At 72.5% G+C, this 26,595-nt stretch carries 27 protein-coding genes and 1 pseudogene; 21 read left to right on the forward strand and 7 right to left on the reverse strand.

Annotated elements, in window-relative coordinates:
- Positions 1-448: 448 nt before the first annotated feature.
- The 4 genes and pseudogenes from B4K29_RS14315 (at position 449) to B4K29_RS14325 (ending at position 3,151) form a co-directional block, all read left to right on the forward strand.
- A complete protein-coding gene (locus B4K29_RS14315; protein WP_239264852.1) occupies positions 449-1,501 on the forward strand; it encodes an FRG domain-containing protein in 1,053 nt (350 codons plus the stop codon).
- A gap of 74 nt (positions 1,502-1,575) precedes the next feature.
- Positions 1,576-1,818 (forward strand): annotated as a pseudogene (locus B4K29_RS18475) (site-specific integrase); the annotation flags it as partial.
- Positions 1,819-2,320: 502 nt separating this feature from the next.
- Positions 2,321-2,503: a hypothetical protein gene (locus B4K29_RS14320; RefSeq protein WP_308191425.1), complete on the forward strand. Its 183-nt coding sequence runs from the start codon at positions 2,321-2,323 to the stop codon at positions 2,501-2,503.
- 81 nt (positions 2,504-2,584) lie between these two features.
- Entirely contained in the window at positions 2,585-3,151 is a 567-nt protein-coding gene (locus tag B4K29_RS14325) for a hypothetical protein (RefSeq protein WP_239264854.1), read from the forward strand.
- A 2-nt stretch (positions 3,152-3,153) separates the two neighbouring features.
- On the opposite strand, the gene B4K29_RS14330 is transcribed toward B4K29_RS14325, so the two are convergent.
- The gene (locus B4K29_RS14330; protein ID WP_239264856.1) at positions 3,154-3,945 is read right to left on the reverse strand and encodes an ABC transporter permease; all 792 of its coding nucleotides are present in this window, start codon (positions 3,943-3,945) and stop codon (positions 3,154-3,156) included.
- A gap of 7 nt (positions 3,946-3,952) precedes the next feature.
- Entirely contained in the window at positions 3,953-5,038 is a 1,086-nt protein-coding gene (locus B4K29_RS14335; RefSeq protein WP_239264858.1) for a CPBP family intramembrane glutamic endopeptidase, read from the reverse strand.
- Between the two features lie 75 nt (positions 5,039-5,113).
- Between B4K29_RS14335 and hisD the strand changes: the two genes are divergently transcribed.
- From hisD to B4K29_RS14385, 10 genes are all read left to right on the forward strand, one after another.
- Positions 5,114-6,481 carry a histidinol dehydrogenase gene (gene hisD / locus B4K29_RS14340; RefSeq protein WP_239264860.1) on the forward strand — a complete coding sequence of 456 codons (1,368 nt, stop codon included), beginning with the start codon at positions 5,114-5,116 and terminating at the stop codon, positions 6,479-6,481.
- On the forward strand, positions 6,478-7,629 hold the full coding sequence (locus B4K29_RS14345) for a histidinol-phosphate transaminase (RefSeq protein ID WP_239264863.1): 1,152 nt from the start codon (positions 6,478-6,480) through the stop codon (positions 7,627-7,629). Before hisD ends, B4K29_RS14345 begins: the two co-directional genes overlap by 4 nt.
- Positions 7,629-8,255 (forward strand): imidazoleglycerol-phosphate dehydratase HisB, encoded by a 627-nt coding sequence (gene hisB, locus B4K29_RS14350; RefSeq protein ID WP_239264866.1) that lies wholly within the window; start codon positions 7,629-7,631, stop codon positions 8,253-8,255. The genes B4K29_RS14345 and hisB overlap by 1 nt, the downstream gene beginning before the upstream one ends.
- A 59-nt stretch (positions 8,256-8,314) precedes the next feature.
- Positions 8,315-8,875, forward strand: coding sequence for a hypothetical protein (locus B4K29_RS14355; protein ID WP_239264868.1), 561 nt, complete (start codon positions 8,315-8,317; stop codon positions 8,873-8,875).
- A complete protein-coding gene (gene hisH, locus B4K29_RS14360; RefSeq protein WP_239264871.1) occupies positions 8,872-9,519 on the forward strand; it encodes an imidazole glycerol phosphate synthase subunit HisH in 648 nt (215 codons plus the stop codon). The genes B4K29_RS14355 and hisH overlap by 4 nt, the downstream gene beginning before the upstream one ends.
- Positions 9,520-9,571: 52 nt before the next feature.
- On the forward strand, positions 9,572-10,774 hold the full coding sequence (locus B4K29_RS14365; RefSeq protein ID WP_286967856.1) for a cysteine desulfurase-like protein: 1,203 nt from the start codon (positions 9,572-9,574) through the stop codon (positions 10,772-10,774).
- Between the two features lie 128 nt (positions 10,775-10,902).
- Positions 10,903-12,231 carry an esterase-like activity of phytase family protein gene (locus B4K29_RS14370; protein ID WP_286967857.1) on the forward strand — a complete coding sequence of 443 codons (1,329 nt, stop codon included), beginning with the start codon at positions 10,903-10,905 and terminating at the stop codon, positions 12,229-12,231.
- A gap of 44 nt (positions 12,232-12,275) precedes the next feature.
- Positions 12,276-13,025: a bifunctional 1-(5-phosphoribosyl)-5-((5-phosphoribosylamino)methylideneamino)imidazole-4-carboxamide isomerase/phosphoribosylanthranilate isomerase PriA gene (priA, locus tag B4K29_RS14375; protein WP_286958614.1), complete on the forward strand. Its 750-nt coding sequence runs from the start codon at positions 12,276-12,278 to the stop codon at positions 13,023-13,025.
- Entirely contained in the window at positions 13,022-13,843 is an 822-nt protein-coding gene (locus B4K29_RS14380) for an SseB family protein (RefSeq protein ID WP_286960549.1), read from the forward strand. Before priA ends, B4K29_RS14380 begins: the two co-directional genes overlap by 4 nt.
- A gap of 89 nt (positions 13,844-13,932) precedes the next feature.
- Complete coding sequence (locus B4K29_RS14385) at positions 13,933-14,544, forward strand: serine O-acetyltransferase (RefSeq protein ID WP_029211417.1); 612 nt, start codon at positions 13,933-13,935, stop codon at positions 14,542-14,544.
- A gap of 4 nt (positions 14,545-14,548) precedes the next feature.
- Here the strand turns inward: B4K29_RS14385 and B4K29_RS14390 are convergent, their stop codons facing one another.
- Genes B4K29_RS14390 through B4K29_RS14400 form a run of 3 tightly spaced genes read right to left on the reverse strand, consistent with a single transcriptional unit; the run spans position 14,549 to position 17,263 of the window.
- Positions 14,549-16,126: an amidohydrolase gene (locus B4K29_RS14390; protein WP_286967859.1), complete on the reverse strand. Its 1,578-nt coding sequence runs from the start codon at positions 16,124-16,126 to the stop codon at positions 14,549-14,551.
- Positions 16,123-16,668 carry a TetR/AcrR family transcriptional regulator gene (locus tag B4K29_RS14395; RefSeq protein ID WP_034252611.1) on the reverse strand — a complete coding sequence of 182 codons (546 nt, stop codon included), beginning with the start codon at positions 16,666-16,668 and terminating at the stop codon, positions 16,123-16,125. The genes B4K29_RS14390 and B4K29_RS14395 overlap by 4 nt, the downstream gene beginning before the upstream one ends.
- A gap of 10 nt (positions 16,669-16,678) precedes the next feature.
- Complete coding sequence (locus B4K29_RS14400; RefSeq protein ID WP_286967862.1) at positions 16,679-17,263, reverse strand: SRPBCC domain-containing protein; 585 nt, start codon at positions 17,261-17,263, stop codon at positions 16,679-16,681.
- Positions 17,264-17,328: 65 nt separating this feature from the next.
- Here B4K29_RS14400 and B4K29_RS14405 point away from each other — a divergent pair, with 65 nt between their 5' ends.
- A complete protein-coding gene (locus tag B4K29_RS14405; RefSeq protein ID WP_286960582.1) occupies positions 17,329-17,922 on the forward strand; it encodes a pentapeptide repeat-containing protein in 594 nt (197 codons plus the stop codon).
- A 4-nt stretch (positions 17,923-17,926) separates the two neighbouring features.
- Here B4K29_RS14405 and B4K29_RS14410 read toward each other — a convergent pair whose 3' ends face one another.
- Entirely contained in the window at positions 17,927-18,676 is a 750-nt protein-coding gene (locus B4K29_RS14410; protein ID WP_286967864.1) for an IclR family transcriptional regulator, read from the reverse strand.
- Between the two features lie 226 nt (positions 18,677-18,902).
- Between B4K29_RS14410 and B4K29_RS14415 the strand changes: the two genes are divergently transcribed.
- Positions 18,903-20,066: an MFS transporter gene (locus tag B4K29_RS14415; protein ID WP_286967866.1), complete on the forward strand. Its 1,164-nt coding sequence runs from the start codon at positions 18,903-18,905 to the stop codon at positions 20,064-20,066.
- Positions 20,067-20,153: 87 nt separating this feature from the next.
- Here B4K29_RS14415 and B4K29_RS14420 read toward each other — a convergent pair whose 3' ends face one another.
- Positions 20,154-22,646 carry a phosphoketolase family protein gene (locus B4K29_RS14420; RefSeq protein WP_286967868.1) on the reverse strand — a complete coding sequence of 831 codons (2,493 nt, stop codon included), beginning with the start codon at positions 22,644-22,646 and terminating at the stop codon, positions 20,154-20,156.
- Positions 22,647-23,145: 499 nt separating this feature from the next.
- Here B4K29_RS14420 and infC point away from each other — a divergent pair, with 499 nt between their 5' ends.
- The 5 genes from infC (at position 23,146) to B4K29_RS14445 (ending at position 26,565) form a co-directional block, all read left to right on the forward strand.
- Positions 23,146-23,751 carry a translation initiation factor IF-3 gene (gene infC, locus B4K29_RS14425; RefSeq protein WP_019287232.1) on the forward strand — a complete coding sequence of 202 codons (606 nt, stop codon included), beginning with the start codon at positions 23,146-23,148 and terminating at the stop codon, positions 23,749-23,751.
- Between the two features lie 64 nt (positions 23,752-23,815).
- On the forward strand, positions 23,816-24,010 hold the full coding sequence (gene rpmI / locus B4K29_RS14430; protein WP_019287233.1) for a 50S ribosomal protein L35: 195 nt from the start codon (positions 23,816-23,818) through the stop codon (positions 24,008-24,010).
- A 40-nt stretch (positions 24,011-24,050) separates the two neighbouring features.
- On the forward strand, positions 24,051-24,431 hold the full coding sequence (rplT, locus tag B4K29_RS14435) for a 50S ribosomal protein L20 (protein WP_019287234.1): 381 nt from the start codon (positions 24,051-24,053) through the stop codon (positions 24,429-24,431).
- Positions 24,432-24,562: 131 nt separating this feature from the next.
- Positions 24,563-25,378, forward strand: a complete 816-nt coding sequence (locus B4K29_RS14440; RefSeq protein WP_286967870.1) for a TrmH family RNA methyltransferase — start codon at positions 24,563-24,565, stop codon at positions 25,376-25,378.
- A 44-nt stretch (positions 25,379-25,422) separates the two neighbouring features.
- Positions 25,423-26,565, forward strand: a complete 1,143-nt coding sequence (locus tag B4K29_RS14445; RefSeq protein ID WP_286967872.1) for an ATP-binding protein — start codon at positions 25,423-25,425, stop codon at positions 26,563-26,565.
- Positions 26,566-26,595: the final 30 nt, after the last annotated feature.

The raw sequence follows: 26,595 nt of genomic DNA on the forward strand, positions 1-26,595 counted from the left end.
CGGCCCCACACGAATCAAGCTTGTGTGGATCGGCGCGAAAGTTCATAAGTTGTCCATAGAGTGTCTTTCCTACGGGCATAATCTGCGCTTCTTCGCCGCCTTATTGACAAGAGAAAACGCAGATAGTCTCTCCTTCACGGTTCTCTTAGAGGCCTCCGAAATCGATCTCACCGCCTCGCGACTTTCGGTTTTTCTGGAATAGGGCTCCGATATGTATCGGGCTATCGAAAGGATGCCCGTACGGCCGGGCGGATGCGCCCGGGGCGGGCTGGAGAAATGGCTAGTGTGGACTGTGTTCGAGAGCTGACGCGCAGCGTCCAAGTCGGCCATCAGAGCAGCCGCTACCCTGGCCGCTCCGGTCCAGTCGTGCAGTCCTATTGCCCGGGATAATGCACGGAATCCCGTGTCATAATGACTGCCTGGCGTCTCGCAGGGCACACTGGGTCGCATGACCACGATCGACTGGGAGAGCTCGGGCTGGGGGCTGCGCATCAGCTCGGTCGACGAGCTCATGCGCCTCGTCTCTCGGCTGACACTGACCCGCGTTCTGGGCGAACGGATCGTCTGGCGTGGGGTGCGGTGCGCGTCCTGGCCGATCGAGTCGTCCCTGCAGCGCGCCATCCGCGACTATCCGGATTACTACGAGGCGGCACGCCACGAACGCGGGCCCGACCTGCTGCGACAGGCTGAGCGCTCCTTGATCACGCTGGCCAGGGACTGGGGCATCGGAGCCAACAACGGCGCCTTCCACACCGACCTTCAGGTCCTGGCCACCCTGCAGCACCACGGCGTCCCGACCCGCCTCTTGGATGTGACCACCGACCCGGTGACTGCGCTGTGGTTCGCCTGCGCCTTCCCACCGTCGAGGGGCGAAGATGACAGCGAGGACGCCGCCCTGTTCGCGTTCGCCACAGCAGGAGAGGAAGAGCTCACCATGACCGTCCCGGAAGGGACCGTTAGCGAGCTCGACGATGGGTTGGCATGGTCCCTGAACCAGGCGCTGAGCGCTGGTGCCTCGCGTCCGGTCCTGGTCCGGCCCGCGTTTCCTGACGCGCGGATGCTCGCCCAGTCCGGGCGGTTCCTCATCGGACAGCCCGCCTCGCAGGCACCGGAGGGGGCCGCGGACGATGAGCGCCGCGAGAGCCCGATCCCCGGCCTGCGCGCCGTTACCTACGACCAGGTCGAGGCGTCGTCAAACGGACCGAGTTTGAGGGCGCTGCTGGAGCACGAGCCACCGAGCGAGCCAGTGCACATCCCGTTCGCCGCCGTGGTCATCCCCCGAGCGCTCGTCCGCGAGGTCTGCAAGGTGGTCCTGGACCAGTACGACAAGACCTACCGGGCGCTGCTGCCCGACCCCGCCGGCCTGGCCGATGCCGTGCGTCAGCAGGCTGTCCGCCTGCCGCAGTGGGCCCCCCGGCACGGGCCTACGGTCTCTGACGGCGTCATGAAGAAGCTTGATGACCGGGTCGATGAACAGCTCCGTGCCAGCGGCCCGCTGTAGGAGACCACGTCCGTGCACCCTCATCTCCCGTCCACTCGCAACCTGACCGCCCCCCCGTCTCGGACCCGGGCCGAGTGGTCGAAGAGCTAGCAGCCGGCGAGCCCCTGTCGGCCGAGGAAGCCGCATACGTCGCGGCCGCTCGGGCCCAGAACACGATGCGTGGGTACGCCTCGGACTGGCGAGAGTTCACCGCGTGGTGCGCCCAGCACGACCGTGCCCCGTTGCCGGCGGCCGCCTCGACCGTGACGGCATACCTGTCAGACCTGGCCGCCGCAGGAGCCAAGGTCGGCACTATGTCCCGCCGACTGTCAGCGCTGAAGTTCGTCCACGCCGGCCGCGGCCTTCCCGACCCGACCTCGAACGCCCGCGTCATGACGGTGTGGGAAGGCATCCGGCGCACCCACGCCGCTCCCCCGGACCAAGCCCGCCCATTGATGCCACCCGAGCTGTTCGACATCCTCGAGGCCTGCCCGGTCACCAAGACCTGGAAGACCAAAGGCCGCCCACCCGAGCCGGACCTGGCCGGTGCCCGCGACCGAGCGCTCCTACTCGTCGGGTTCGTCGGCGCACTACGCCGCAGCGAACTCGCGGGCCTGCGGGTCCGTGACGTGGGCGCGCACGCCAACGGGCTGGTCCTGACCCTCCCCCGCTCCAAGACCAACCAGACTGGCGACCGGCCGGAGCTCGTGGTCCTCCCCCGCGCCTCCAGGACCGACCGGTGCCCCGTCACCGCACTCGAAGCGTGGCTGACCCTCGCGGGGATCACCGACCCGTCGTGGCGGCGCCCGGCCGGACCCGCGCGCCGCGGAGGCGATCGAGGTGGTGCGGTCGAAGCGCCAGTCCGACGGGCGATGGCTGCTGGAGGACACCCACCCGGGGCTGGTGCACCTCGAGATGGAGGACGGCGACGGCCGCCCCAGCCGGTGGAACACCCTGCGCGCCCTGCGAGTGCTGCGGTGGGCTGACGCAGGCTCGCGTGAGGACCGAGGCCTGCACGTATGACGCGCTGCTGCCGGCCGACCCGCCAGCGGGCGGACGTCATACGGGCTCATGCCGGGGGAGGGGTGAGTCTAGGGTGGCCGCATGAGTGCCACGCCATCCCTCATCGCCCTGCTCGAAGGCCCTAGCGACGTCGCCGCCGTGCGAGCGATCATGCGCCGCAACGAGATCGGCGGCGACCACGTCGAGCTGCGCAACCTGCAGGGCGTCACCAACATCGGGCGGGTGCTCCCCGAGATCCGGCAGCTCCAGCCGGACGCCGACGTGGTGGGGATGTGCGACGCGGCCGAGGTGAGGTTCGTCGAGCGGGCGCTCGTCGCCGACGGCTGCCCGGTCAGCGACGCGAGCGACCTGCCGGCGTACGGCTTCTTCGTGTGCGAGGCGGACCTGGAGGACGAGCTGATCCGCGCCCTCGGGACGAGTCGCGCCGTCGAGGCGATCCAGAGCGCGGGGCTCGGCGGCAAGCTCGAGGCGCTGCAGATCCAGCCGGCGTGGGCCGACCGTCCGCTGGCCGAGCAGCTCCATCGCTTCTGCGGCGTCGCGTCCGGGCGTAAGGAGCAGGTCGCCGGGGTGCTCGCCGCCGAGCTGTCGCGCGACGAGTTGCCCGAGCCGCTCTCGATGCTCGTGGACAGGATCGCCTGGAGCGCCTGACCTCAGTCGGTGCGGCGGCCGTAGTCGCCGATGCGGCCACGCGCGACCAGCTCGAGCATGGTCACGACGGCGAGCGCCTGCACGAGCAGCAGCGCCGCCAGGACGACGAGCTGGACGGCGGCGGCCTCGAGCGGCGTCGCCCCACCGAGCAGCGTCCCGACGAACGCCCCGGGCAGCGTCACGAGACCCACGGTGCGGGTCTGGTCCATGCCGGGGACGAGCGCGAGGGCGGCGTCCTCCCGGGCGACGAGCAGGGCCGCGTCGCGGTCGACGAGGCCGATCGACTGGCCGGCCTCGAACTCCCCGTGCCGGGTCACCAGCGCGTCGAGGGTGCGCTTGCCGGCCAGCGTGGTGGCCGTCATGGCGTTGCCGATCAGGATGCCGAGGATCGGGACCAGGGCCACGGGCCGCAGGGGGATCACGCCGGAGACGGCGAGCGCGAGCCCGACCGGGACGGCGCCGAGGCACACCGGCAGCGCCGCCCACCAGGTCCCGCGGCCGGGCAGCACCCGTCGGCCGGCGGTCACGGACGCCACGCCCAGCATGAGCGCGACGAAGCCCAGGGTGAGCCACCAGCTCTCGAGCACCGCGGCGATGAGCAGGCCCACGACGGCGAGCTGGACCGTTGCCCGGCCCGCAGCGGTGAGGGTCGCGCCCGAGTGACCCAGGCCGCCCCACCGGTGGACGCCCGCGGCCGCGAGCGCGAGCAGCGCGACGACGAGGACGAGGCGGACGACGTCGGCGGTGCTCCCGACCGAGACGAGCGAGGAGCCGGAGCCCGTGGCAGGACCCATGCCTGACTCAGCTGCCGTATGGCGGGTGCCACCCGCCGGCGTGGCCGCCGTCCTGCCCCGGCTGCGGCACCGGGTGCACCGGGTGCACCGGGGGCACCGGGGGCACCGGGCCCGGGGCGAGGGGCACGACGGGTGGTGGCGGGATCTGCGGGGTGCTGCGGCGCTGCAGGTCCACGCGTCGCGCCTGCCAGGCGACCAGGGCGTAGGCGATGGCCATGATCACGACGGAGGTCAGGACGGCGAGCGGCGAACCCTTGGTGTCGCCGTCGATGAAGCCCTCGTCGAAGCCGCCGAGCGCGAGCGACAGCGCCATCACCAGCATGTTGTTGACGACGTGCAGGGCGATGGCCGCTTCCAGGCCGCCGGTCCGCCAGGTCAGCAGGCACGCCGTGACGGCGAACACCGCCAGGTCGGCGAAGGTCCAGGGGTCCGAGCTGCCGTGCGCCGCACCGAAGGCCAGGCAGGAGACGACCGTCGGCACCGCGAGCGCGACCCAGCGGTGGGAGAACCACGACCCGAGGCTCTGCAGCACCCATCCGCGAAAGAGCAGCTCCTCGCCCGCGCACTGCAGCGGCGTGGTGAGCAGCATGATGGCGAGCAGGGCGACCCAGTCCGCGGAGCGGCCGCCGTCCGGCAGGCCGTCGACCAGGGTCCCGACGGCGAGGTAGGCGAGCCAGAGCGGGGTGAGGACCGCCAGGCAGCGCGCGAACCAGCCCCACCGGAAGCGCCCGGTCACGGACTGCACCCACCGGGGGTTGACGGTGTGCCCGACCCAGATGGCAAAGAGCGAGACCGGGATCAGCGCCGCCAGCATGAGGTTGGTGGACAGGAAGGCCGACGGCGACATCCGGCCGGACGCCGCCGAGGCCATCCATTCCTCGAGGTCGCCACCGGACCCGACCACCACGGCGGCCGCGATCCCGGAGACGGCGATGACCACCATGAGCAGGGACGCGACCACGATGACGACCGACAGCAACGGCCGCCACCAGCGGTGCCTCGGCCCGCGCAGGAGCTGGTGGTACTCCGTCGCGCGCGGGGGCAGGTCCGGGATCCGCGGCCGTGGCGGAGCCGTGGCGTAGGGGTAGGTCATACGGCTCATTGTGACCGACCGACCCGGGTGAGACGGGCGGCGGGCCTGTCCGACCCACCACCTAGACTGGCCCGCATGCTCTCGATCGATGACCTGCGCGGTCGCGTGCTCGACGCACGCGCGCTGCGCGACGCGTTGCCCCGGGCCGAGCTCGACGTGGAGGCCGCCCTCGACGTCGTCCGTCCGATCTGCGACGACGTGCGTCATCGTGGGGCGCAGGCCCTGCTGGAGCTGGGGGAGCGCTTCGACGGGGTCCGTCCCCCGAGCCTGCGGGTCCCGGCCGAGGTGCTCGCGGCGTCCGTCGAGCGGCTCGAGCCCGACGTGCGGGCCGCCCTCGAGGTCTCCATCGAGCGGGCTCGCCGGGTCCACCGCGCCCAGCGTCGCGAGGACGTCACCACCCAGGTCGTGCCCGGCGGGACGGTCACCGAGCGGTGGGTGCCGGTCGAGCGCGTGGGGCTCTACGTCCCCGGCGGTCTGGCCGTCTATCCCTCCAGCGTGGTGATGAACGTCGTCCCCGCGCAGGAGGCCGGCGTCGGCTCCCTCGCGGTGACCAGCCCGCCCCAGCGCGAGAGCTCCGGGGTGTTCGCGGGCTACCCGCACCCGACGATCCTCGCCGCGTGCGCCCTCCTCGGGGTGGACGAGGTGTATGCCGTGGGCGGGGCCCAGGCCGTCGCGATGTTCGCCTACGGCGTGGCCGCCGACGACGCGACCGGCACCCCTGCGATCGAGCCCGCCGATCTGGTCACCGGGCCGGGCAACGTCTACGTCGCCTCGGCCAAGCGGCTGCTGCAGGGCGTCATCGGCATCGACGCCGAGGCCGGGCCGACCGAGATCGCGGTGCTCGCCGACGACTCGGCCGACCCCGAGCACGTCGCGGCGGACCTGATCAGCCAGGCCGAGCATGACCCGCTCGCGGGGTCCGTGCTGGTCACCGACTCCGAGGAGCTGGCCCGGGCCGTCGTCGCGGCCGTGGAGCGGCGCGTCCCCGAGACCAAGCACGCCGAGCGGGTCCGCACCGCGCTGACCGGCACCCAGTCCGGCATCGTCCTCGTGGACGACCTGGACGAGGGGGTGCGCGTGGTCGATGCTTACGCCGCCGAGCACCTCGAGGTCCAGACCCGTGACGCCGCCGCGGTGGCCGCTCGCATCCGCAACGCCGGCGCGATCTTCGTCGGCCCCTACTCGCCGGTGAGCCTCGGCGACTACGCGGCGGGATCCAACCACGTGCTGCCCACCGGAGGGTCCGCGGCCTACTCCAGCGGCCTGTCGGTCCAGTCCTTCCTGCGCGGGATCCACGTCGTCGACTACTCGGAGGCGGCGCTGCGCGACGTCGCCCGGCACGTGGTCACGCTCGCCCAGTCCGAGGACCTGCCCGGCCACGGGCAGGCGGTCACGGCGCGGTTCGGCGACGAGGTCCCGGCGCCGGCGGGGGAGCGCGCATGAGCGACAGCGCTTCTCGCGCGGCCGTCCAGATCGAGGGGCTGCTGCGCCCGGACCTGCGCGGTCGCACGGCCTACGGCGCGCCGCAGCTCGACGTCCCGGTCCAGCTCAACACCAACGAGTCCTCCTACCCCGTGCCGCAGGTCGTCGTGGACGCGGTGGCCGAGGCGGTCACCAAGGTCGTCCCCGACCTCAACCGCTATCCCGACCGCGAGTTCACCGCGCTGCGCGAGGCGCTCGCCGGCTACCTGACCCGCACGTCCGGGGTCGCGGTCGAGGCGGCGCAGGTGTGGGCCGGCAACGGCTCCAACGAGGTGCTGCTGCACCTGGTGCAGGCCTTCGGCGGCCCCGACCGCCGCGCCCTCGGCTTCACCCCGGCCTACTCCATGCATCCGATCATCACCGAGACGACCGGCACGGCCTTCGTGCACGGTCGCCGCGGCGAGGGCTTCGACGACGTGGCGCACCGGTTCGACCTGTCCACGGCGTCCGCGGTCGCGCAGGTCCGCGAGGTCGACCCGCACCTGGTCTTTCTCTGCTCGCCCAACAACCCGACCGGCACCGCCCTCGACCTCGACACGGTCGTGGCCGTCCACGACGCGGCCCCCCGCGCCGTCGTGATCGTCGACGAGGCGTATGCCGAGTTCGCCCGCCCCGGCACCCCGTCGGCACTGACGCTGCTGGCCGGGCGTCCGCGACTCGTGGTCACCCGCACCATGAGCAAGGCCTTCGCGCTCGCCGGGGGACGTCTCGGCTACCTGGTCGCCGACCCGGCGCTGGTCGACGCGCTGCGCCTGGTCCGCATGCCCTACCACCTGTCGTCCGTCACGCAGGCCGTCGCACGGGCCGCCCTCGAGCACGCCGACCTCATGCTCGGCACCGTCGAGGCCATCAAGCAGCAGCGCGACCGCATGGTCATCGAGCTGTCCGCGATGGGCTTCACCCCCGTGGCCAGCGACGCCAACTTCGTCTTCTTCGGCAACGTCGCGGACGCCCATGGCACCTGGCAGTCCCTGCTCGACCGGGGTGTCCTCGTCCGCGACGTCGGCATCCCGCACTACCTTCGGGTGACGGCGGGCACGCCGGCCGAGACAGATGCCTTCCTCGACGCCCTGCGCGAGCTCGCCCCGACCCACCGACTGGAGTCCTGATGACCGACCTGCAGGCACCGAGCACGACCCACCGCACCGCCACCATCACGCGCGCGACGTCCGAGTCGCGCATCGAGCTCACCCTCGACCTCGACGGCACCGGCCGCGGCGACGTGTCGACCGGCGTCCGCTTCTACGACCACATGCTCGAGTCGCTCGCCAAGCACTCGCTGATGGACCTCACCGTCCGCGCCGAGGGCGACGTCGACGTCGACGCCCACCACACCGTCGAGGACGTCGCCATCTGCCTCGGCCAGGCGCTGCGCGAGGCGCTCGGCGACAAGCGCGGCATCTCCCGCTTCGGCGACGCCATGGTCCCGCTCGACGAGGCGCTCGCCCAGGCCGTCGTCGACGTCGCCGGCCGCGCCTACGTCGTGCACGAGGGCGAGCCCGCCGGCCAGGAGTACGTCATCATCGGCGGGCAGTACGTCGGCTCGCTGACCCGGCACGTCTTCGAGTCCATCGCGCACAACGCCCAGATCGCCGTGCACGTGCGCGTCCTGTCCGGCCGCGACCCCCACCACGTGGTCGAGGCGCAGATCAAGGCCTTCGCCCGCGCGCTGCGCTTCGCCTGCCAGGCCGACCCGCGGGTCCAGGGCATCCCCAGCGCCAAGGGAGCCCTCTGACGGTCATGGAGCACGGGGTGCTCCTGGTCAGGGGCCGACGCGATCGCGTGATCCGGTGGGTGCGACGCGGCACCCTGCCGGTGCACGTCCTTGCGGGCACCCCCTGGACCGCCCTCGCCGCAGCCGGCCCCAGCCGAGCCATGGCCCCCTACCGCGACGGCGTCGCCATGCTCGCCGCGCACCCCGTCCGGCACGACCTGCGCCCCGCCGTGGGGCTCTTCGTCGACGACGGCCGAGCGGTGGTCACGTGCTGGCCGAGCCGCTGGCGCGGGGGAGCGCGCTGGGTCCTGTGGATCCCGGGCGAGGGGCCCGGCCCCGTGCCCGGCTTCCCCCTGGCGCGCCCGACCGACCTCGCCCGGGCCGCGGGATTCGCCCGGGACCAGGGCGCGCCGGGCGCCATCCACGACGTGCTCGCCGACCCGGGGGGCACGGCCGAGGAGGTGCTGATCGACCTGGCGGTCCTGCTGGGGCTGCCAGGCGCCGAGCTGGTTCGCGGCGTGTCCGCCGCCGACCTGCCAGGCGCCGAGCTGGTGACGCCCAAGGACGAGTCCGTCCGGCGGTTCGACAAGGTGGTGTCCGACGAGCAGCGTCTGGATGCCGAGGTGGAGGAGGGTCTGTGACCGCACCCGAGGTGGTCGTGCTCGACTACGGCAGCGGCAACGTCCGCTCGGCCGTGCGCGCTCTGGAGCGCGTGGGCGCGCACGTGACGCTGACCGCCGACGAGCGCAGCGTGCTGGACGCCGACGGGCTGTTCGTCCCCGGGGTGGGCAACTTCCACGCCTGCATGCGGGGGCTGCGGGCGGTCGATGGTCACCGGCTCATCGACGTCCGCCTCTCCGGGTCCCGGCCCGTGCTCGGCGTCTGCGTGGGCATGCAGGCGATGTTCGAGGGGTCCAGCGAGCCGTCCGTGCAGGGCGCCGTCCCCGGCCTGGACCAGTGGCCCGGCACCGTGGACCGCCTGCCGGCCGAGGTCGTGCCGCACATGGGGTGGTCCCGGGTCGAGGCGCCCCAGGGCACCGTCCTGCTCGACGGGGTGCAGGACGAGCGCTTCTACTTCGTTCACTCCTACGCCGTGCAGGACTGGACCCTCGACCCGCACGGGCCGTTCGAGGTCGTCGCCCCCCGCGTGACCTGGGCCGAGCACGGCACGCGCTTTGTGGCCGCCGTCGAGAACGGCCCCCTGTCCGCGACCCAGTTCCACCCGGAGAAGTCCGGCGACGCCGGGAAGCAGCTGCTCGCCAACTGGGTCGCCACCCTCCGCTGACCGCGCCGGGGATCGCTGCGCGGCCGGCGCGTCCGAGGGGCAGGATGGCGCCATGACACATGACGTGGCCGCCCTCCGCGCGCGCATCCCCGCCCTCGAGGAGGGCACGGCCTACTTCGACGGGCCCGGCGGCACGCAGACGCCGCGCGACGTCGGCGAGGCCATCGCGGCGGCGCTGTGCGCGCCCTTGTCCAACCGCGGCACGGGCGCCACCTCCCAGCGCAACGCCCAGAGGCAGGTCGAGCAGTTCCGGGCGGCCGGGGCCGACCTGCTCGGCAGCGACCCCCGCGGCATCGTGCACGGGCGCAGCGCGACGGCCCTCACCTACGACCTCGCGCGCGCGCTGGCCGACACCTGGCGCCCGGGCGACGAGGTGGTCGTGACCAGCCTCGACCATGACAGCAACGTCCGGCCGTGGATCCGGGCCGCTGAGCGCGTCGGCGCCGTCATACGGTGGTGGGAGCTCGACCCCGCCACCGGAGAGCTGCCGCTGGACGCCCTCCGCGAGGTCGTGGGGGAGCGGACCCGCCTGGTCGCCATGACCGGCGCGTCCAACCTGCTCGGCACGATCCCCGACGTGGTCGGGGCCGCCGAGATCACCCACGACGCCGGCGCCCTCCTGCACGTCGACGCCGTCCACCTCGCGGCGCACCGCCTGGTCGACCGCGAGGCCCTCGGCGCCGACTCGCTGGTGTGCTCTCCCTACAAGTTCCTCGGGCCGCACTGCGGCGTCCTCGCCGCCGACCCGGCGCTGCTGGACGACCTGCACCCCGACAAGCTGCTCCCGTCGACCGACGAGGTCCCCGAGCGCTTCGAGCTGGGCACCCTCCCCTACGAGCTGCTGGCCGGGGTCACGGCCACGGTCGAGCTGATCGCGGGGCTGGCACCCGGCGACGCCCCCACCCGACGCGCCCGGCTCCGCGCCTCGTGGGAGGCGGTCCACGAGCACGAGCACCGCCTCCACCGCCTCCTCGAGGACAGCCTGGTCGAGCTGCCTCGCGTGCGTGTCCTGTCCCGCGCGTCGGAGCGCACACCCACGTCCTACCTCGTCGTCGACGGCGTGCCCGGCGACGAGGTCAGCCGCGGCCTCCTCGAGCAGGGCGTCCTCGCGCCGGCCGGGCACTTCTACGCCTACGAGGCCTGGCGGCGGCTGGGCCTCGAGCCCGACGTCGGCGTGCGTGTGGGCCTGGCGCCATACACCTCGGACGAGGACGTCCACCGGCTCGTCAAGGCGCTGGGCGCCCTGGCGCGCTGACCGTCGCGACGCGTGCCCGTCACCTGCTCGTCGCCTCGTCGTCGACCGGGCGCGACGCGCAGGTCGCGGACGGCGGCTGGGATGGGGGAGCAGACCCAACCGGACCCGCCCGCGCCACAGGAGTCGCCATGCGCCGCCTCGCCACCACCGTCCTCGCCCTCGGTCTCGCCGCCGCCACGGCCCTCCCTGCCACCGCGGGCCCCGACAGCACGGGACCCGACCACCGCGGCCAGGGGAGGGGCCCGTCTAACGATCGCCCGCTGCCCCACGCCTCGGCCGCGCAGCTCACCGGCTGGGCGGTGCTCCCCACCGAGACCTATGTCCCCGGCAGCGAGCCGAGCGGTCGTTGGGTCACCGGCAACGCCGCCGTCCCGGCACCCTTCAAGGGCCAGCCGGTCCAGGGCTTCTCCGCGACCCACCGGTCCACGGACGGGACCTACCTCGTGATGAGCGACAACGGCTTCGGCACCAAGGCCAACTCCGCCGACGCGCTGCTCGCGGTGCACCGCATCAAGCCCGACACCCGGACGGGGCGCACCCGCTACCTCGCCACCCCGATGCAGCTGTCCGACCCCGGCCACCTCGTCCCGTGGCCCATCTGGCGCGACGGCGCCTGCCGCGCAGCCACGTCCTTGCCCCAGGGCTACACGTGCCCGACGCCCGACCGCCGCCTCACCGGCTGGGACTTCGACCCCGAGTCGATGCAGATCGCCCCCGACGGCACCTTCTGGTTCGGCGACGAGTTCGGCCCCTACCTCCTGCACACCGACGCCCGCGGCCGGCTGCTCCAGGCGCCCATCCCCACGCCAGGCGTGAAGTCCCCGTCCAACCCCACGCTGAAGCCGGGCGAGGCCCCGCAGGTCCCCGACTCCAAGGGCTACGAAGGCATGGCCATCAGCCCCGACGGACGCACCCTCTACCCGCTGCTCGAGGGGGCGACGGCCGAGGACAAGGCCGCCGGGCACCCCGAGGACCTGCGCATCCACACCGTCCGCCTCGGCGGCCGGGCCGGCGCCCGCTACACCGGAGAGGTCGTGCGCTACCGCATGGAGGACAAGGCCCACGCCATCGGCGACTTCGCGATGATCAACGACCACCAGGGCATGGTCATCGAGCGCGACGGCGGGGCCGGACCGACCGCGCAGGTCAAGCGCGTCTACCTCGTGGACCTGCGCGACCGCGACAACGACGGCTACGTCGAGAAGCACCTGCTCGTCGACCTCATGGACCTCACCAACCCTCGGCAGCTGGGCGGTGCCGGCGACCCGTTCACGTTCCCGTTCGTCACGATCGAGGACGTCGAGATCATCGACGCACGCACGATCGCCGTGATGAACGACAACAACTTCCCCGGCACCGGCGGCCGCTCGGCGACCCAGCCGGACCGCAACGAGTACCTCGAGATCCACCTCGGTGCTCGCCTCGACGTCGACAAGCGGCTGCTGCCCACCCGGTGACCGCCCGCGGCGCCACGTCGGGCGAGCGCGATAGCGTCGGTCCCGTGACTGACGCCCCCCGCCTCGAGCTCCTGCCCGCCGTCGACGTCGTGGACGGCCGGGCCGTCCAGCTGGTCCAGGGAGTGGCCGGCTCGGGGGGCGAGTTCGGCGATCCCTGGCAGGCCGCCAAGGCGTGGCAGGACCAGGGCGCCGAGTGGCTCCACCTCGTCGACCTGGACGCGGCCTTCGGGCGCGGGTCCAACCACGAGCTGCTGGCGGACATCGTCGGGCGGCTGGACCTCAAGGTCGAGCTCAGCGGCGGCATCCGCGACCAGGCGAGCCTCGAGCGGGCGCTCGCGACCGGCTGCCGCCGGGTCAACATCGGCACGGCCGCGCTCGAGGACCCCGAGTGGACGCGGCGCGCGATCGCCGAGGTCGGTGACCGGGTCGCGATCGGCCTCGACGTCCGCGGCACGACCCTGGCGGCCCGCGGCTGGACCAAGGACGGCGGCGACCTGTGGGAGACGCTGGCGCGCCTGGACGCCGAGGGCTGCGCCCGCTACGTCGTCACGGACGTCAACAAGGACGGCATGATGGCGGGCGCCAACGTCGACCTGCTGCGTCAGGTCTGCGCCGCGACCGACCGCCCCGTCGTCGCCTCCGGAGGCCTCTCCACCCTCGACGACATCGTGGCCATCCGGGGTCTCGTGGCCGAGGGGGTCGAGGGCGCGATCGTCGGGTCCGCGCTCTACAAGGGCGCCTTCACGCTCCCCGAGGCCCTCGACGCGGCCGGCCGGCCGAGCTGGCGGCGATGAGCGACCGAGAGCGCGACCCACGGATCGAGCGCCGTATGGCGGGCCACGACGCCTCCCATGGCCATGACACGGGCGGGGTGCCGTGGCACGGCCGCGAGCTGACCGACAACCCGTTCAGCGACGACCGGGGCGAGGTCGACCCGCGGCTCGCCGCGGCGCTGGACGGCGACGTGGACGACGAGTCCCTCATGAGCGCGGTGTCGGCGGCCCGGTTCTTCGTGCCCGTCGTCGCGGCGCCGGGCGAGGGGGCGGCCGTGGGCACCGACTCCGTGGCGGACATGGCCACCGTCGTCCTGACCAGCCCCGATGGCGAGCGGGCCCTGCCGGCGTTCACCGGCCTCGCGACCCTGGCCGCGTGGGACCCCTCGGCCCGACCCGTCCCCGTGACCGCCCAGACCCTCGGCCAGGCCGCCGTCCAGGAGCGCTGCGACCTGCTCGTGCTCGACCTGGGGTCGGACCAGCACCGGGTCCTGCGGCCGTCCATGGTCTACGCCCTCGCCCAAGGGCGGGCCTGGGTGCCGGCCGACCGCGACGTGGTGGTGCAGGAGTCGATCGACGGCGGTCGTCGGGTGGTGCTCGCCGAGGAGCGGCTGGCGGGGCTCGTCCAGGACGTCCGGGTCGGAGGGCTCACCCCCTCCGGCGAGCTGCGGGTCGACGTGGTCGTGCCGCGGGGGCTGGACCGCGAGACCCTGCACCTGGTGCTCGCCGAGGTGGGTCGACAGCTGTCCGAGGACGCCGAGCTGCGGACGCGCATCGACGGTTTGACGTTCTCGGTCGTGGCGGGTCCCGGATCCACCCAGGTTTCCCCGATAGGGTGAGCCCCAGGTGTGGGTGTCGCCACCCCATCACGCAGCGTAACCGCGATCGTGACGTCAGGAGCGGGGCTGCCGCACGCGGAGGAGCATCGATGACGCAGCATGACGCCGCACGGCCGGCCAACCCCCTCAAGGCCCGTCTGCTCGACGGCTCCGCCCTGTTGCGGACGATCCGCGAGGACAGACAGACCAACCTCGGGTGGCTCGAGCCCGGCTTCCACGCGCTGGCCGCCTACCGCCTCGGTCGGTGGGCCCTCGACTCCGACCACGAGCCGACCTGGAAGCGTCGCGGCGCCGAGCTGGCCTACACCGTCGGCCACCGCGTCTCGGTCAACGTCTACGGCATCGACATCCCGCGCACCGCCAGCATCGGCCGGCGCGTCATCGTCCAGGAGGCCGCCATCGGCATCCACCCGGGCTCGGTCATCGGCGACGACTGCGTGCTGCGCAAGGGCTGCACGATCGGGGGGACGACCGGCGGCGAGACCTTCGGCGACCAGGCTCCCGTCGTGGGCGACGGTGTCAGCATCGGCGTCAACGCGGTCGTGGCCGGCAAGATCACCGTGGGCGACCATGCCGCCATCGGGCCCAACGTCGCCGTCCTGCGCGACGTCCCGCCGGCCGCCACGGTGATCGCGCCCAAGCCGCGCGTCATCCAGGGGCTGTCGAGCAACGTCGAGCGCGTCGGGGCGTCCGGGGCCTGACCCGTCACGCCGTGGTGCGACGCACCACGCCGCCGACCGCCGTCGTCAGGGCGCGCAGCGCACCCAGCTCGGTGGCGGGCACCCGCCAGGGGTCTCCGCTCCAGGCCACGAGATCGGTGGGCGCTCCCGGGCGCAGCGTCCCCGTGGGTGCCGCCAGGCCGGCCGCCCGGGCCGGGGCGACGGTGAACCCGTGCACCGCCTGGTCGATCGTGAGTCTCTCGTGCGGCTCGAATCCCCCTGCGGGGTGGCCCGTCTCGGGCTCCTGACGGGTCACCGCTGCCTGGATCCCCGCCATCGGGTCGGGCTCCTCGACCGGCGCGTCGGACCCGAGCGCCACCAGGGCCCCGGCCCGCAGCAGGCTCGCCCAGGCATAGGACCGCAGGTCCCGGCCCGCCAGCAGCCGCTCCACGAGCCGGATGTCGCTGGTGCAGTGGGTCGGCTGCATGCTCGCGACCACGTCGAGGGCCGCGAGCCGTGCCACGTCGCCCGGTCGCAGGTGCTGGGTGTGCTCGACCCGGTGGCGCACGGCCGGCGGCCCCGCGAGGCGCCGGGCCTCGGCATACGCCGTCAGCACCCGATGGTTGGCCTCGTCGCCGATGGCGTGCGTGGCGACGCCGAGGCCGGCGCGCGTCGCCCGGACGACGACGTCCACGAGGTCGGGCACGCTGATGACCTCCATCCCGCGCCCGCCGCCCGGGAACGGCTCGCCCATGTGGCACGTGTGCGACCCGAGGGCACCGTCGCTGAACACCTTGACCGGCCCCGTGGACAGCCAGTCGTCCCCGTCGCCGGTGCGGCGGCCCTCGTCGATCGCCTGGTCCAGGGCGGTCAGCGGGACGGACTTGTGGACCCGGATCGTGAGCTCGCCTGCGGCTCGCAAGGTCTCGTATGCCGCCGTGGCGTCCTCGCCGTCGAAGCAGTGGACCCCGGTGAGGCCCACGGCGAGCAGGCGCTGCTGGGCCACCCGCAGCTGGTCGGTGAGGTCGCCGGAGTGGAGCGTCATGAGGTGCTCGCCGGCCATGGTGGCGGACTCGCGCAGGATCCCCGTCGCCCTGCCCACGGCATCGCGCTCGATGGTGCCGCCGGGCGGGTCGGGGGTGTGGTCGTCGATCGAGAGCTGCTGCAGGGCAGGGGAGCTGACCCAGTGCGTGTGGCCGTCGATGGACGGCAGGATGGCCGGTCGGTCGGGGCAGACCCGGTCGAGGACGTCGCGGTCCGGCAGTCCCTCGGGCCAGTCGTTGGCGTCCCAGCGCCCACCGAAGAGCCACCGCCCGGGCTCGAGCCCCGCCACGAACCGCGCGATCTCGGCGAGCGCCTCCCGCTGGGTGGTGCAGTCCCGCAGGTCGACCGTGGTCAGGTCGCGCGCGTAGCCCGCCGTGTGGATGTGGGCGTCCACCAGCCCCGGGGTCACCGTCGCGCCACCCAGGCCGATCGTGCTGGTGATGCCGGTGGTGTGGGCGCGCAGCTCGGCCACGTCTCCTGCGGCCAGGACGTGCTCGTCCTCGGTCAGCAGCGCGGTGGCCGTGGGCCGGTCGGGGTCGAGCGTCCGGAAGGTCGCGTCGATCCACAGGGTCCGCGTCATGACGCGAACGCCGCCGCCCCGACGGCCCAGGTCTGGTCGAGGGGCGACCCCGGCGGGAACCGGTCCTCGATCTCGAGGATCGCCATGCCGTGGCACCACGCCCACAGGGCCTGGGCGCGGGCCGGGTCGCCGCCGGGGGTGACGAGCCAGAACGGCGAGCCGGCCCACTCCTCGAGGCCGGCCGGCAGGGCGTCGCGGGCGAGCGGCTCCACCGTGGCGAGGCGATAGAGCTGGGGCTCGCGTCGCGCCAGGTCGCGATAGGCCGACGCGACCGACGCGACCGTGCGGTCCTGCGCCACGGCCTCGTGCAGGCGGGTGCCGGACTCGACCAGGGCATCGGTGAGCAGGGCGACCCGGATGTCGTCGAGCCCGGTCACGTGCTTGTAGAGCGACGGGGCCTTGATGCCGAGCCGATCGGCCACGGCGCGCGCCGTGACGCAGCCCCACCCCCCGGACGTCAGCAGCGCGCGGGCCGCCTGGACGATCTCGGCCTGGCGGGCCGTGCGGGCGGGCACGGGGGGTGGGGCAGGTGGCGTGGTCACGGGGTCGACGCTAGCGGCCGGCGCCGACGGACCCCCGGACCGCCTCGACCCGGCGTGCCAGCGCGGCGTTGACCGCGGCGAACTCCTCGTCCATCCCGGCCAGCAGACCGGACGCGAACGGCACGATCACGCCGGTGAACTCCTCGCGCTGGGTGAGGCGGGTGACTCCGGGGTGGATCTCCTCCAGGACGAAGGAGTGCTCCCCGTCCGCCACCCGAGGCAGGTAGGTCCGGCCCACCCACCGCAGCTCGCGCCCGGGGCGCACGGCCAGGCCCTCGGGCGTGAAGGTCATGGTGCCGTCCCCGAGGCGGACGGTGTTGGTGACGGTCCCACCCACCTCGAGACGGCCCTCGCTGCGGGTGATCGAGGGGTTCCACTCCGGGTAGCGGTCGTTGTCGACGAGTACCTGCCACACCTCGGCCGGCGTGGCCCGGATCTCGCTGGTGGCCTCGATGACGTGCGGGCTGCGACGCGACCAGAGGTAGGACGCGACGGCGACGAGCGCGACGACGAGCACGATGGAAGCGGCGACGGTGACGATCGGACGGACGGACATGGAGCTCTCCTCGACCCAGGGGCTAACGGCGTTAGCCATGACATTGACGCTAACGGCGTTAGCCTCAGCGGTCAACCCCTTCACCGCACTGGCATGCTGGCGTCATGACTACCGACGTGACCGGCCGGCGCTTCTCCGGCGAGGACTGGTACGCCCGCGAGCTCGTGGGGGAGCGCCTCGTGGACTGCGAGCTGGTGGACGTCGACCTGACCGAGGCGACCATCACGGACTGTGCGTTCGAGGGGACCCGGTTCCGCAACGTCCGGCTCAACGCCGCCAGGCTCGAGCGCACCCGGCTCACCGGCTGCACGTTCGAGCGGACCTCCTTCTTCGACGCGACCCTGGTCGGCTGCAAGCTCACCGGCTCCGAGCTGGTGGGCTGCACCCTCCTGCCCCTCACCGTCGACGGCGGAGACTGGTCCTACGTCTCCCTGCGGCAGGCCGACCTGCGGCGAGTCGAGCTCACCGGGCTCAACCTCGAGGAGGTCGACCTCACCGAGGCCGACCTGACGGGTGCCTCGCTCCACTCCTGCCGTATGGCGCGAGCCTCGCTCCGGGGAGCCCTCCTGCGCGGCGCCTCCCTCGTCGGGAGCGACCTGTCCGGGGTGCAGCTCGCCGAGGTCGACCTGCGCGGCGTCACGATCGACCTGGCGCAGGCCGCCCTCGTCGCGGAGTCGCTCGGCGCCACGGTCGTCTGAGCGGCTAGCGCAGGCGACGCGCCGCGTGCTGCAGGCCCTGCCGCACGCGTTCGAGGTCGGCGGGCGTGGCGCGGTCGATGGGGATGGTGGCGCACAGCGCCACGCGCTCGCGCCAGCTGCGCCCGGGCAGCGGGATCGACACGCCGCCGAGGCCGACCTCGGTCTGCTGCTGGTTGGTGGCGTAGCCCTGCTCGCGGATCGTCCGGATGTCCGCCATGAGCTGCCCGCGGCTGATGACCGTCCAGGGAGTGACCCGGCCCAGGCGCTCGTCGGGATAGAGCCGCAGGACCTGCTCGTCGGTGAACTGCGCGAGCAGCAGCTTGCCGGCCGAGATCGCGTGGGCCAGCCGGAGGTAGCCTGGCCGCAGGCTGGCCCGCACGGCCCGGTCGGGCTCCTGGCCGTCGAAGAAGAGCACCTGGGTGCCGATCAGCGCCGCCACGTGCACGGTCTCGGCGGTCAGCGAGACCGCCTCCTCGATGACGGGTCGCAGCCGGGCCCGGTCCGCCTGGTCCAGCCCGCGGGGACGGCTCAGCTCGACGAGCGCCGGGCCGGGGTAGTAGCCGCGCCCACCGGGCCCGAGCATGACGATGTCGCGGTTTCTCAGGGTGTTGAGGATGCGGTACGACGTCGCCCTCGAGCAGCCCAGCTCGCGCGCGACCAGCGTCACGGTGAGGACGTCGTGGGTCGTGAAGAGGGTCATCGCCCGCAGCCCGGCGTCCAGGGACGACAGGGACTGCCCATAGCTCGTGCTCATCCGCCACCCCTTCGTGGCCGTCCTGCCAGCCCTCGGCGCTGTCTCGCCCTGCGAGTCAGTCGGCGGGTTCACACCGTATGCCGTCCGACTTCGTCTCGCATGCGGAGTTGTCCGGTGTCGCGGTCTTACGGCGGGTGGACGCCCCGGGCGTTACTGGTGCGCAGAGCGATCCGTGCCAGCCCCGCACGACGCGCCCCCCTCACGACCGAGCCAACGGAGGCCACGGATGAGCACCATCCCCGACCGGGCGGCATCCCCCCAGTCAGCAGAGCCCGCAGAGCCCGCAGAGACTACTGACCACCTCCTGCAGGACACGCACCTGCCGGGGTCCTCGGCGACCCGGACCGTCAAGCAGATGGCCGAGACCTACTGGATCCTCGCGCTGTCCTGCGCCGCCCTGATCTTCGACGGCTACGACATCGTCGTCTACGGCACGATCGTGTCCCGGCTGCTCAAGGACCCCAGCCAGCTCGGCAGCCTGAACGCGGCCCAGGCGGGCACCATCGGCTCCTACGCGCTGATCGGCGTCATGATCGGCGCGCTCGCGGCCGGCGCCGTCGGCGACCACATCGGCCGCCGCAAGATCGTCCTCGGGTCCATCGCGTGGTTCTCCATCGGCATGGCCCTCACCGCCGTTTCCATGAACTTCACCTACTTCGGCGCCATGCGGCTCCTGACGGGGATCGGGCTGGGCGCGCTGCTGGCCACCCTGGGCGCGGTCGTCGCCGAGTTCGCGCCGATCGACAAGAAGAACCTCTTCAACGCCCTCGTCTACTCCGGCATCCCGGCCGGCGGCGTCCTGGCCTCGATCATCGCCCTGGTGGCGCTGCCGATCGTCGGCTGGCGCGGGCTGTTCTGGATCGGCGCCCTGCCTCTGGTGATCCTGCTGCCGTTCGCGTGGAAGAAGATCCCCGAGTCGCCGAAGTGGCTCGAGGCCAAGGGTCGTCACGAGGAGGCGCAGCGGGTCGCCGAGCGCACCGGGGTGGCCCTGGACGGGGCGCCTGCCCGCTCGTCCAGCGCGACCGGCTCGACCGGCTCGATCGAGTCCGCCCCCGTCGCGCCCCAGGCCGTCGAGCGGGTCGGCTTCCGCGGGCTGTTCACCGGCAGCTATCTCGTGCCCACGATCCTGCTCGGCTTCATGTCCTTCTCCGGCCTGCTGCTGACCTACGGCCTCAACACCTGGCTCCCGCGGATCATGGAGTCCTACGGCTTCAACGCGACCTACTCCTTGACCTTCCTCCTGCTGCTCAACACCGGCTCGATCATCGGCGGCCTGGTCATCGCGGCCCTGGCCGGCCCGACCGCGACGGCCGCCACCGCGTTCTACGTGTTCGCCGGGGTCGCGGTGTTCGGCGCCCTGGTCTGCGCCCTGGTCCCCAAGCACGACTGATCGCCCGTATGGCGAGGCGCCCGACCCCACGCGGGGTCGGGCGCCTCTCGCGCTCGGGGTGCCTCGGGTCCGTCGCGACGACCGTCCTCAGGCCTCGACCGGCCGCCCGCTGACCTCCGAGCCCGGGTCCTGGGCTACCCAGTCGCGCACCTCGGGCATGTCCTGCAGGTGCTCGCGGATGTACTCCTCGTGCCGGTCCAGCTGCGCCTCGCACCAGGCCTTGAGCTCGGCGGAGCCGCGCGGGTGCCGCTGGGAGTTGTTGAGCGCGTCCATCACGAGGTGGTAGCGCGACGCCTGGTTGCGCACGACCATGTCGAACGGCGTGGTGGTCGTGCCCTGCTCGATGAACCCGCGCACGTGGAACCGGTCGGCGTCGTTGCGGCCGTGCACGAGCTGGTGGATGGCCCCCGGGTAGCCGTGGAAGCTGAAGACCACGTCCTGCCAGGTGGTGAACAGCTCCTCGAAGAACATGTCCGACATCCCGTTGGGGTGGTCCTTGCGCCGCGCCAGCGTCATGAGGTTGACGACGTTGACGACGCGCACCGACAGCTCGGGCAGCCGCTCGCGCAGGATCTGCGCGGCGGCGACCGTCTCCATGGTGACGACGTCGCCGGCGCAGGCGAGCACGACGTCCGGCTCCTCGCGCGAGTCGAGCTCGTTGCCCGCCCAGTCCCAGATCGAGGCGCCGCGCTCGCAGTGCTCCCGGGCCTCGTCGAGGGTGAGGTACTGCAGCTGCGGCTGCTTGTCCTGCACGATCAGGTTGACGTGCGACCGCGAGCGGAAGCAGTGGTCCGAGACGGCCAGGAGGGTGTTGGCGTCGGCGGGCAGATAGATCCGGGCGACGTCCCCGCGCATCTGCAGGACGTTCTGGATCAGGCCGGGACCCTGGTGGCTGAAGCCGTTGTGGTCGTTGCGCCACGCGGTCGAGCTCAGCAGGATGTTGAGGCTGGGGATGTCGGCCCGCCAGTCCAGGTGGTGCGCCTCCTCGAGCCACTTGCAGTGCTGGATCGTCTGCGAGGCGCTGACCATCGCGAACGCCTCGTAGGTCGCGAACAGCCCGTGCCGCCCGGTGAGCGTGTAGCCCTCCAGCCACCCGTGGCAGTTGTGCTCGGACAGCACCTCCATCACGCGCCCGTCGGCCGAGAGCTTCACGTCGTCCTCGGTGACCCGCTCCATCGTCATCCGGTCCGAGACGTCGAAGACGGCGCCGATCCGGTTGCTGTTGGTCTCGTCGGGGCAGAACAGCCGGAACGTGCGGGGGTTGCGCTCGTAGAGGGCCTTCATGAGCTCGCCGAGGACCCGCGTCGACTCGTGCCGCACGACCGCGGGCGCGGGCACGTCGATCTCGAAGTCGCGCACGTCGGGCAGGTCCAGGTCCTGCGTGAGCAGGCCGCCGTTGGCGTGGGGGCTCGCGCTCATCCGCAGCAGCCCGGCGGGGTTGTTGCGCGTCACCAGCTCCGTGGGCGCCCCGGCCTCGTCGAAGAGCTCCTCGGGGCGATAGCTGCGCAGCCACTCCTCGAGCAGCCGCAGGTGGTCCGGGTCGTCCTCGACCCCGGACAGCGGCACCTGGTGGGCCCGCCAGGTGCCCTCGATCAGCGTGCCGTCCACCTCGTGCGGACCGGTCCAGCCCTTGGGGGAGCGCAGGACGATCATGGGCCAGCGCGGCCTGGTCGTCGGGGCCTCTCCCGCGCGCGCCCGGTCCTGGATGTCCCTGATTAGGCCGTATGCCGTCGCCAACGTCTCGGCGAACCGCTGGTGCATGCCGGGGAGGTCGTCGCCCTCGACCTCCAGGACCTCGTAGCCGTGCCCACGGAAGAGCTGCCGGACCTCCTCCGGGTCCTTGCGGGCGAGCACCGTCGGGCCGGCGATCTTGGCGCCGTTGAGGTGCAGGACCGGCAGCACCGCGCCGTCCCGGGCGGGGTTGAGGAAGGAGATGCCCTTCCAGGAGCCCTCGAGCGGACCGGTCTCGGCCTCGCCGTCACCGACGACCGTCAGCGCCACCAGGTCCGGGTTGTCCATCACCGCGCCGAACGCGTGGATGAGGGCGTAGCCAAGCTCTCCACCCTCGTGGATCGAGCCCGGCGTCGTCACGGAGGCGTGCGAGGGGATGCCGCCGGGCGCCGAGAACTGCCGGAAGAACCGCCGCAGCCCCTCGACGTCCTGCGTGATGTCCGGGAAGGTCTCGGTGTACTCGCCCTCGAGGTAGGCGGCGCCCACGAGCGCGGGACCACCGTGGCCGGGGCCGGCGAGGTAGATCAGCTGCTGGCCGGTGTGCCGCACGAGCCGGGACGCGTGGGCGTAGACGAACGCGAGGCCAGGCGAGGTGCCCCAGTGACCGAGGAGCCGCGGCTTGATGTGCTCGGGGGAGAGCGGCTCCCGCAGCAGGGGATTGGCCTGGAGGTAGATCTGGCCCACCGTGAGGTAGTTGTCGGCGCGCCACCAGGCGTCCAGGGCGGCGAGCTCGGCCTCGTCCGGGTGGGCGAGCCGGTCGCGGACCTCCTCCGTCAGGGGGGCGGCGGGGGTGAGCTCGGGACGTACTCCCGGGCTCGGCTGGCTCGGCTGGCTCGGCTGGGTCGTCATCGTCTCTCGTCCTCCTCGTAGCGTCGCTCCGTCCACCCTCTGCCCGGCCACCAGCGGCGGGCAAGGCGGGACGGCTCCCGTCACGCGATGTTCACATGGGCGGGTTCTCGCTCCCGGCGACCCTCGCCCGCCCGCGATTAGGGTCGGTGCGGCCCACCTGGTAACCTTGATCCCTGACCGGTGGCACCCTCGTGGGTGCCACGTGCAAGAGAAGCCCCGCTTCCACCCGCGCAGCCGACCGATCGACGCCAGTCGAGCAGCAGGCAGCCGGGTCCTAGGTCCTGTCGCAGGTGCGGCAGTCGTCGAGGTCTCCTCGTCGACCGTCGGTGCGTCTCCCACCAAGGTGACGTCCTGCCCAGGTGTCTGTGCGGAAACCCAAGGCTCCTCGTGCTGGTCGCGAGGGGCCTTTCGGCATCTCCGGCCGCGGTCCCGGCACGGACGACTTAAGGAGCATCACATCAGCGAGCCTCGTATCAATGAGCGCATCCGGGTCCCCGAGGTGCGCTTGGTTGGACCCAACGGCGAGCAGGTCGGCATCGTCCGCGTGGAGGATGCCCTGCGCCTGGCAGCCGAGGCGGACCTCGACCTCGTCGAGGTGGCCCCCATGGCCAAGCCTCCGGTCGCCAAGCTCATGGACTTCGGCAAGTTCAAGTACGAAGCAGCGCAGAAGGCCCGTGAAGCCCGCAAGAACCAGGTCAACACGGTCATCAAGGAGATCAAGCTCCGTCCCAAGATCGACCCGCACGACTACGGCACCAAGAAGGGCCACGTCGTCCGGTTCCTCAACGGCGGTGACAAGGTCAAGGTGACCATCATGTTCCGCGGTCGCGAGCAGTCCAAGCCCGAGCTGGGCTTCCGGCTGCTGCAGCGCCTCGCCGAGGACGTGTCCGAGCTCGGCTTCGTCGAGTCCGCACCCAAGCAGGACGGCCGCAACATGGTCATGGTGCTGGGCCCGACCAAGAAGAAGGCGGACGCCAAGGCGGAGCAGCGCAAGCGCCGCGAGGACGCCTCCCGCCACGACGACGAGCCGCACGAGGCTCAGCCGGACGAGACCGAGGCTCAAGCGCCCGCGGCCGAGGTCGCAGAGGCCGCCCGTCCTGAGTGAGGCGCCTCGCCTCCACCCATCTTTTTTCCCCGCCCGCACAACGAGTTAGAGGAGATCGGCCACCATGCCGAAGAACAAGACGCACTCCGGTGCCAAGAAGCGGTTCCGCCTGACCGGCTCCGGCAAGGTCATGCGCGAGCGTGCGCACCACGTGCACAAGTTCGAGGAGCGCGCCAAGCGTCAGACGCGCCGCCTGGTGCCTGACGTCGTCGTCGCCAAGGCCGACGAGAAGAAGATCAAGCGTCTCCTGGGCAAGTGAGCCCCTTTCCCCTGTTCAGTCTTAGCTAAGGAGTACTCACGTGGCACGCGTGAAGCGGGCAGTCAACGCCCAGAAGAAGCGCCGGGTCGTCCTCGAGCGCGCGAGCGGTTACCGCGGTCAGCGGTCCCGTCTCTACCGCAAGGCCAAGGAGCAGGTGACCCACTCCCTCGGGTACGCCTACCGCGACCGCCGCGCCCGCAAGGGTGACTTCCGTCGCCTGTGGATCCAGCGCATCAACGCCGCGGCCCGCGCCAACGGCATGACCTACAACCGCTTCGTCCAGGGCCTCAAGGCCTCGGGCGTCGAGGTCGACCGTCGCATGCTGGCCGAGCTGGCCGTCAACGACGCCGCCGCCTTCGCGGCGCTCGTCGAGATCGCCAAGGCCAACGTCCCGGCCCAGGCCGCGACCGACGCCGCCTGATCCGAGCGATCAGCAGATCAGTCGGACCAGCCGGATCATCGGATCGATCGGCCCGTATGCCGTCCACCGGTCCTGACGCGCACCGTTCCCGTGGGGGCGACCACAGCCGTGGTCGCCCCCACGGGCGCGCCGTGATGAGCAACGTGCGGTCCGAGCGGGTCCGCGCGATGCGGGCCCTCGCGCGCCGGTCCGTGCGCGAGCGCGAGCAGGCCTTCCTGGCCGAGGGACCGCAGGCGGTCCGCGAGGCGGTGGCCTTCCGCCCGGACGTCGTGCGCGACGTCTATGTCACGACCGCCGCTCTCGCCCGGCACGAGCCGATCCTCAAGGACGCGCGCGACGCGGGCCTGCCCGTCCACGAGGTCACCGACGAGGTCCTCGCCGCGATGGGGGACACCCAGGCCCCTCAGGGGATGGTGGCCGTGTGCCGTCACCTCGACGTGTCGCTGGAGTCCGTCCTGGCCCGAGGGCCCCGTCTGCTGTGCGTGCTCACGCACGTGCGTGACCCCGGCAACGCCGGCACGGTCCTGCGCGGCGCGGACGCCGTCGGCGCCGACGCGGTCATCGTGAGCGAGGCGAGCGTCGACGTCTACAACCCCAAGGTCGTCCGCTCCACGGTCGGCTCGTTGTTCCACCTGCCGGTCGTGACGGGGGTGGGCGTCGAGGAGGCCCTCGAGGCGGTGCGGGGGAGCGGCATACGACTGCTGGCCGCCGACGGGCACGGGGACCAGCTGCTCACCGACGAGACGGTGGAGCGGCGGCTCGCCCGGCCGCACGCGTGGGTGATGGGCAACGAGGCGTGGGGCATGCCACCCGAGACCCGGGCCCTGTGCGACGACGTGGTGCGCCTGCCCATCCACGGCCATGCCGAGTCGCTCAACCTCGCCATGGCTGCAACGGTTTGTCTGTACGCCTCGGCGCGGATGCTCCACGCAGGCCGATCTGTCTAGGCCGTTCGGGTGGAGGCTGGTCCCCGCCTGACTATGGTTCTTCTATGACGACCGACATCGCACGGCTGGAGGATTCGCGCCCTGCGGAGCCCCGGATCGGTGGCTGTCGGTGCGGGTGCGACCTCGACGCGCTGCCCGACGGGGTCCTCGTGATCGATGCCGACGGGTGCGTGCAGTCCCTCAACACCCGTGCCGCCGGCCTCCTCGGTGCTGCGGCCGAGACGCTGGCCGGCATGGACGCCCGGCAGGCCGTGCCGCTGCAGGACCTCGAGGGCCGCAGCTGGTGGACCTGCGCCGATCCCTTCGGCGGGCTCGCGACCCGCACCCGCATCACCGAGACGCTGCTTGTCCTGCCCGGTGGTCACGAGGTCTTCCTCACCGCGTCGCTGGTGCGCCACGTCCCGCGCGGGCCGGTGCAGCAGGTGATCATCACGCTGCGCGACGCCAAGGCGCGTCGACGGGCCGAGCAGAAGACCTCGGCGCTCATCTCCACCGTGGCCCACGAGCTGCGGTCGCCGCTGACCAGCGTCAAGGGCTTCACGTCCACGCTGCTGCGGCGCTGGGACCGGTTCTCCGACGACCAGAAGCGCCTCATGCTCGAGACCATCGAGGCCGACACCGACCGCATCACCCGGCTGGTCGCTGAGCTGTTGGACGTGTCCCGCATCGACAGCGGGCGACTCGAGCTGCGCCGGCAACCGGTCGACCTGCCGCGGCTGCTCGACCGCCACGTCGACGGTCTCGTCGCGGCCGGTCATCCCCAGGAGAGGTTCGCCATCCGGGTCCACGGGACGCTGCCCGAGGTGTGGGCGGACCCCGACCGGATCGAGCAGGTCATGGCCAACCTCGTCGAGAACGCCGTACGCCACGGGGCGGGCACGGTCACCGTCGACCTGCAGCCGAGTGTCGAGGCAGGGGTCGAGCCCGGCGGGGAGCGCGGCGGAGAGCGCCCCGAGCTGGTCGTGGCGGTGTCCGACGAGGGTGACGGCATCCCGGAGGAGAACTACCCCATGGTGTTCACCCGGTTCTGGCACTCGACGCGGCGCGGCGGCACGGGGCTCGGGCTCTACGTCGTGCGGGGCCTCGTCGAGGCGCACGGCGGGCGGATCACCGTCGGCCGGGCGCCGTCCGGAGGGGCGCTGTTCCGCTTCACCCTGCCCGCCGGGGCACCTGAGCACGTCGTCTGAGCCCGTCGTCCGAGCCCGTCCGCCGAGCAC

Source organism: Arsenicicoccus sp. UBA6765 (genome assembly GCF_002453335.1).
GTDB lineage: Bacteria > Actinomycetota > Actinomycetes > Actinomycetales > Dermatophilaceae > Arsenicicoccus > Arsenicicoccus bolidensis.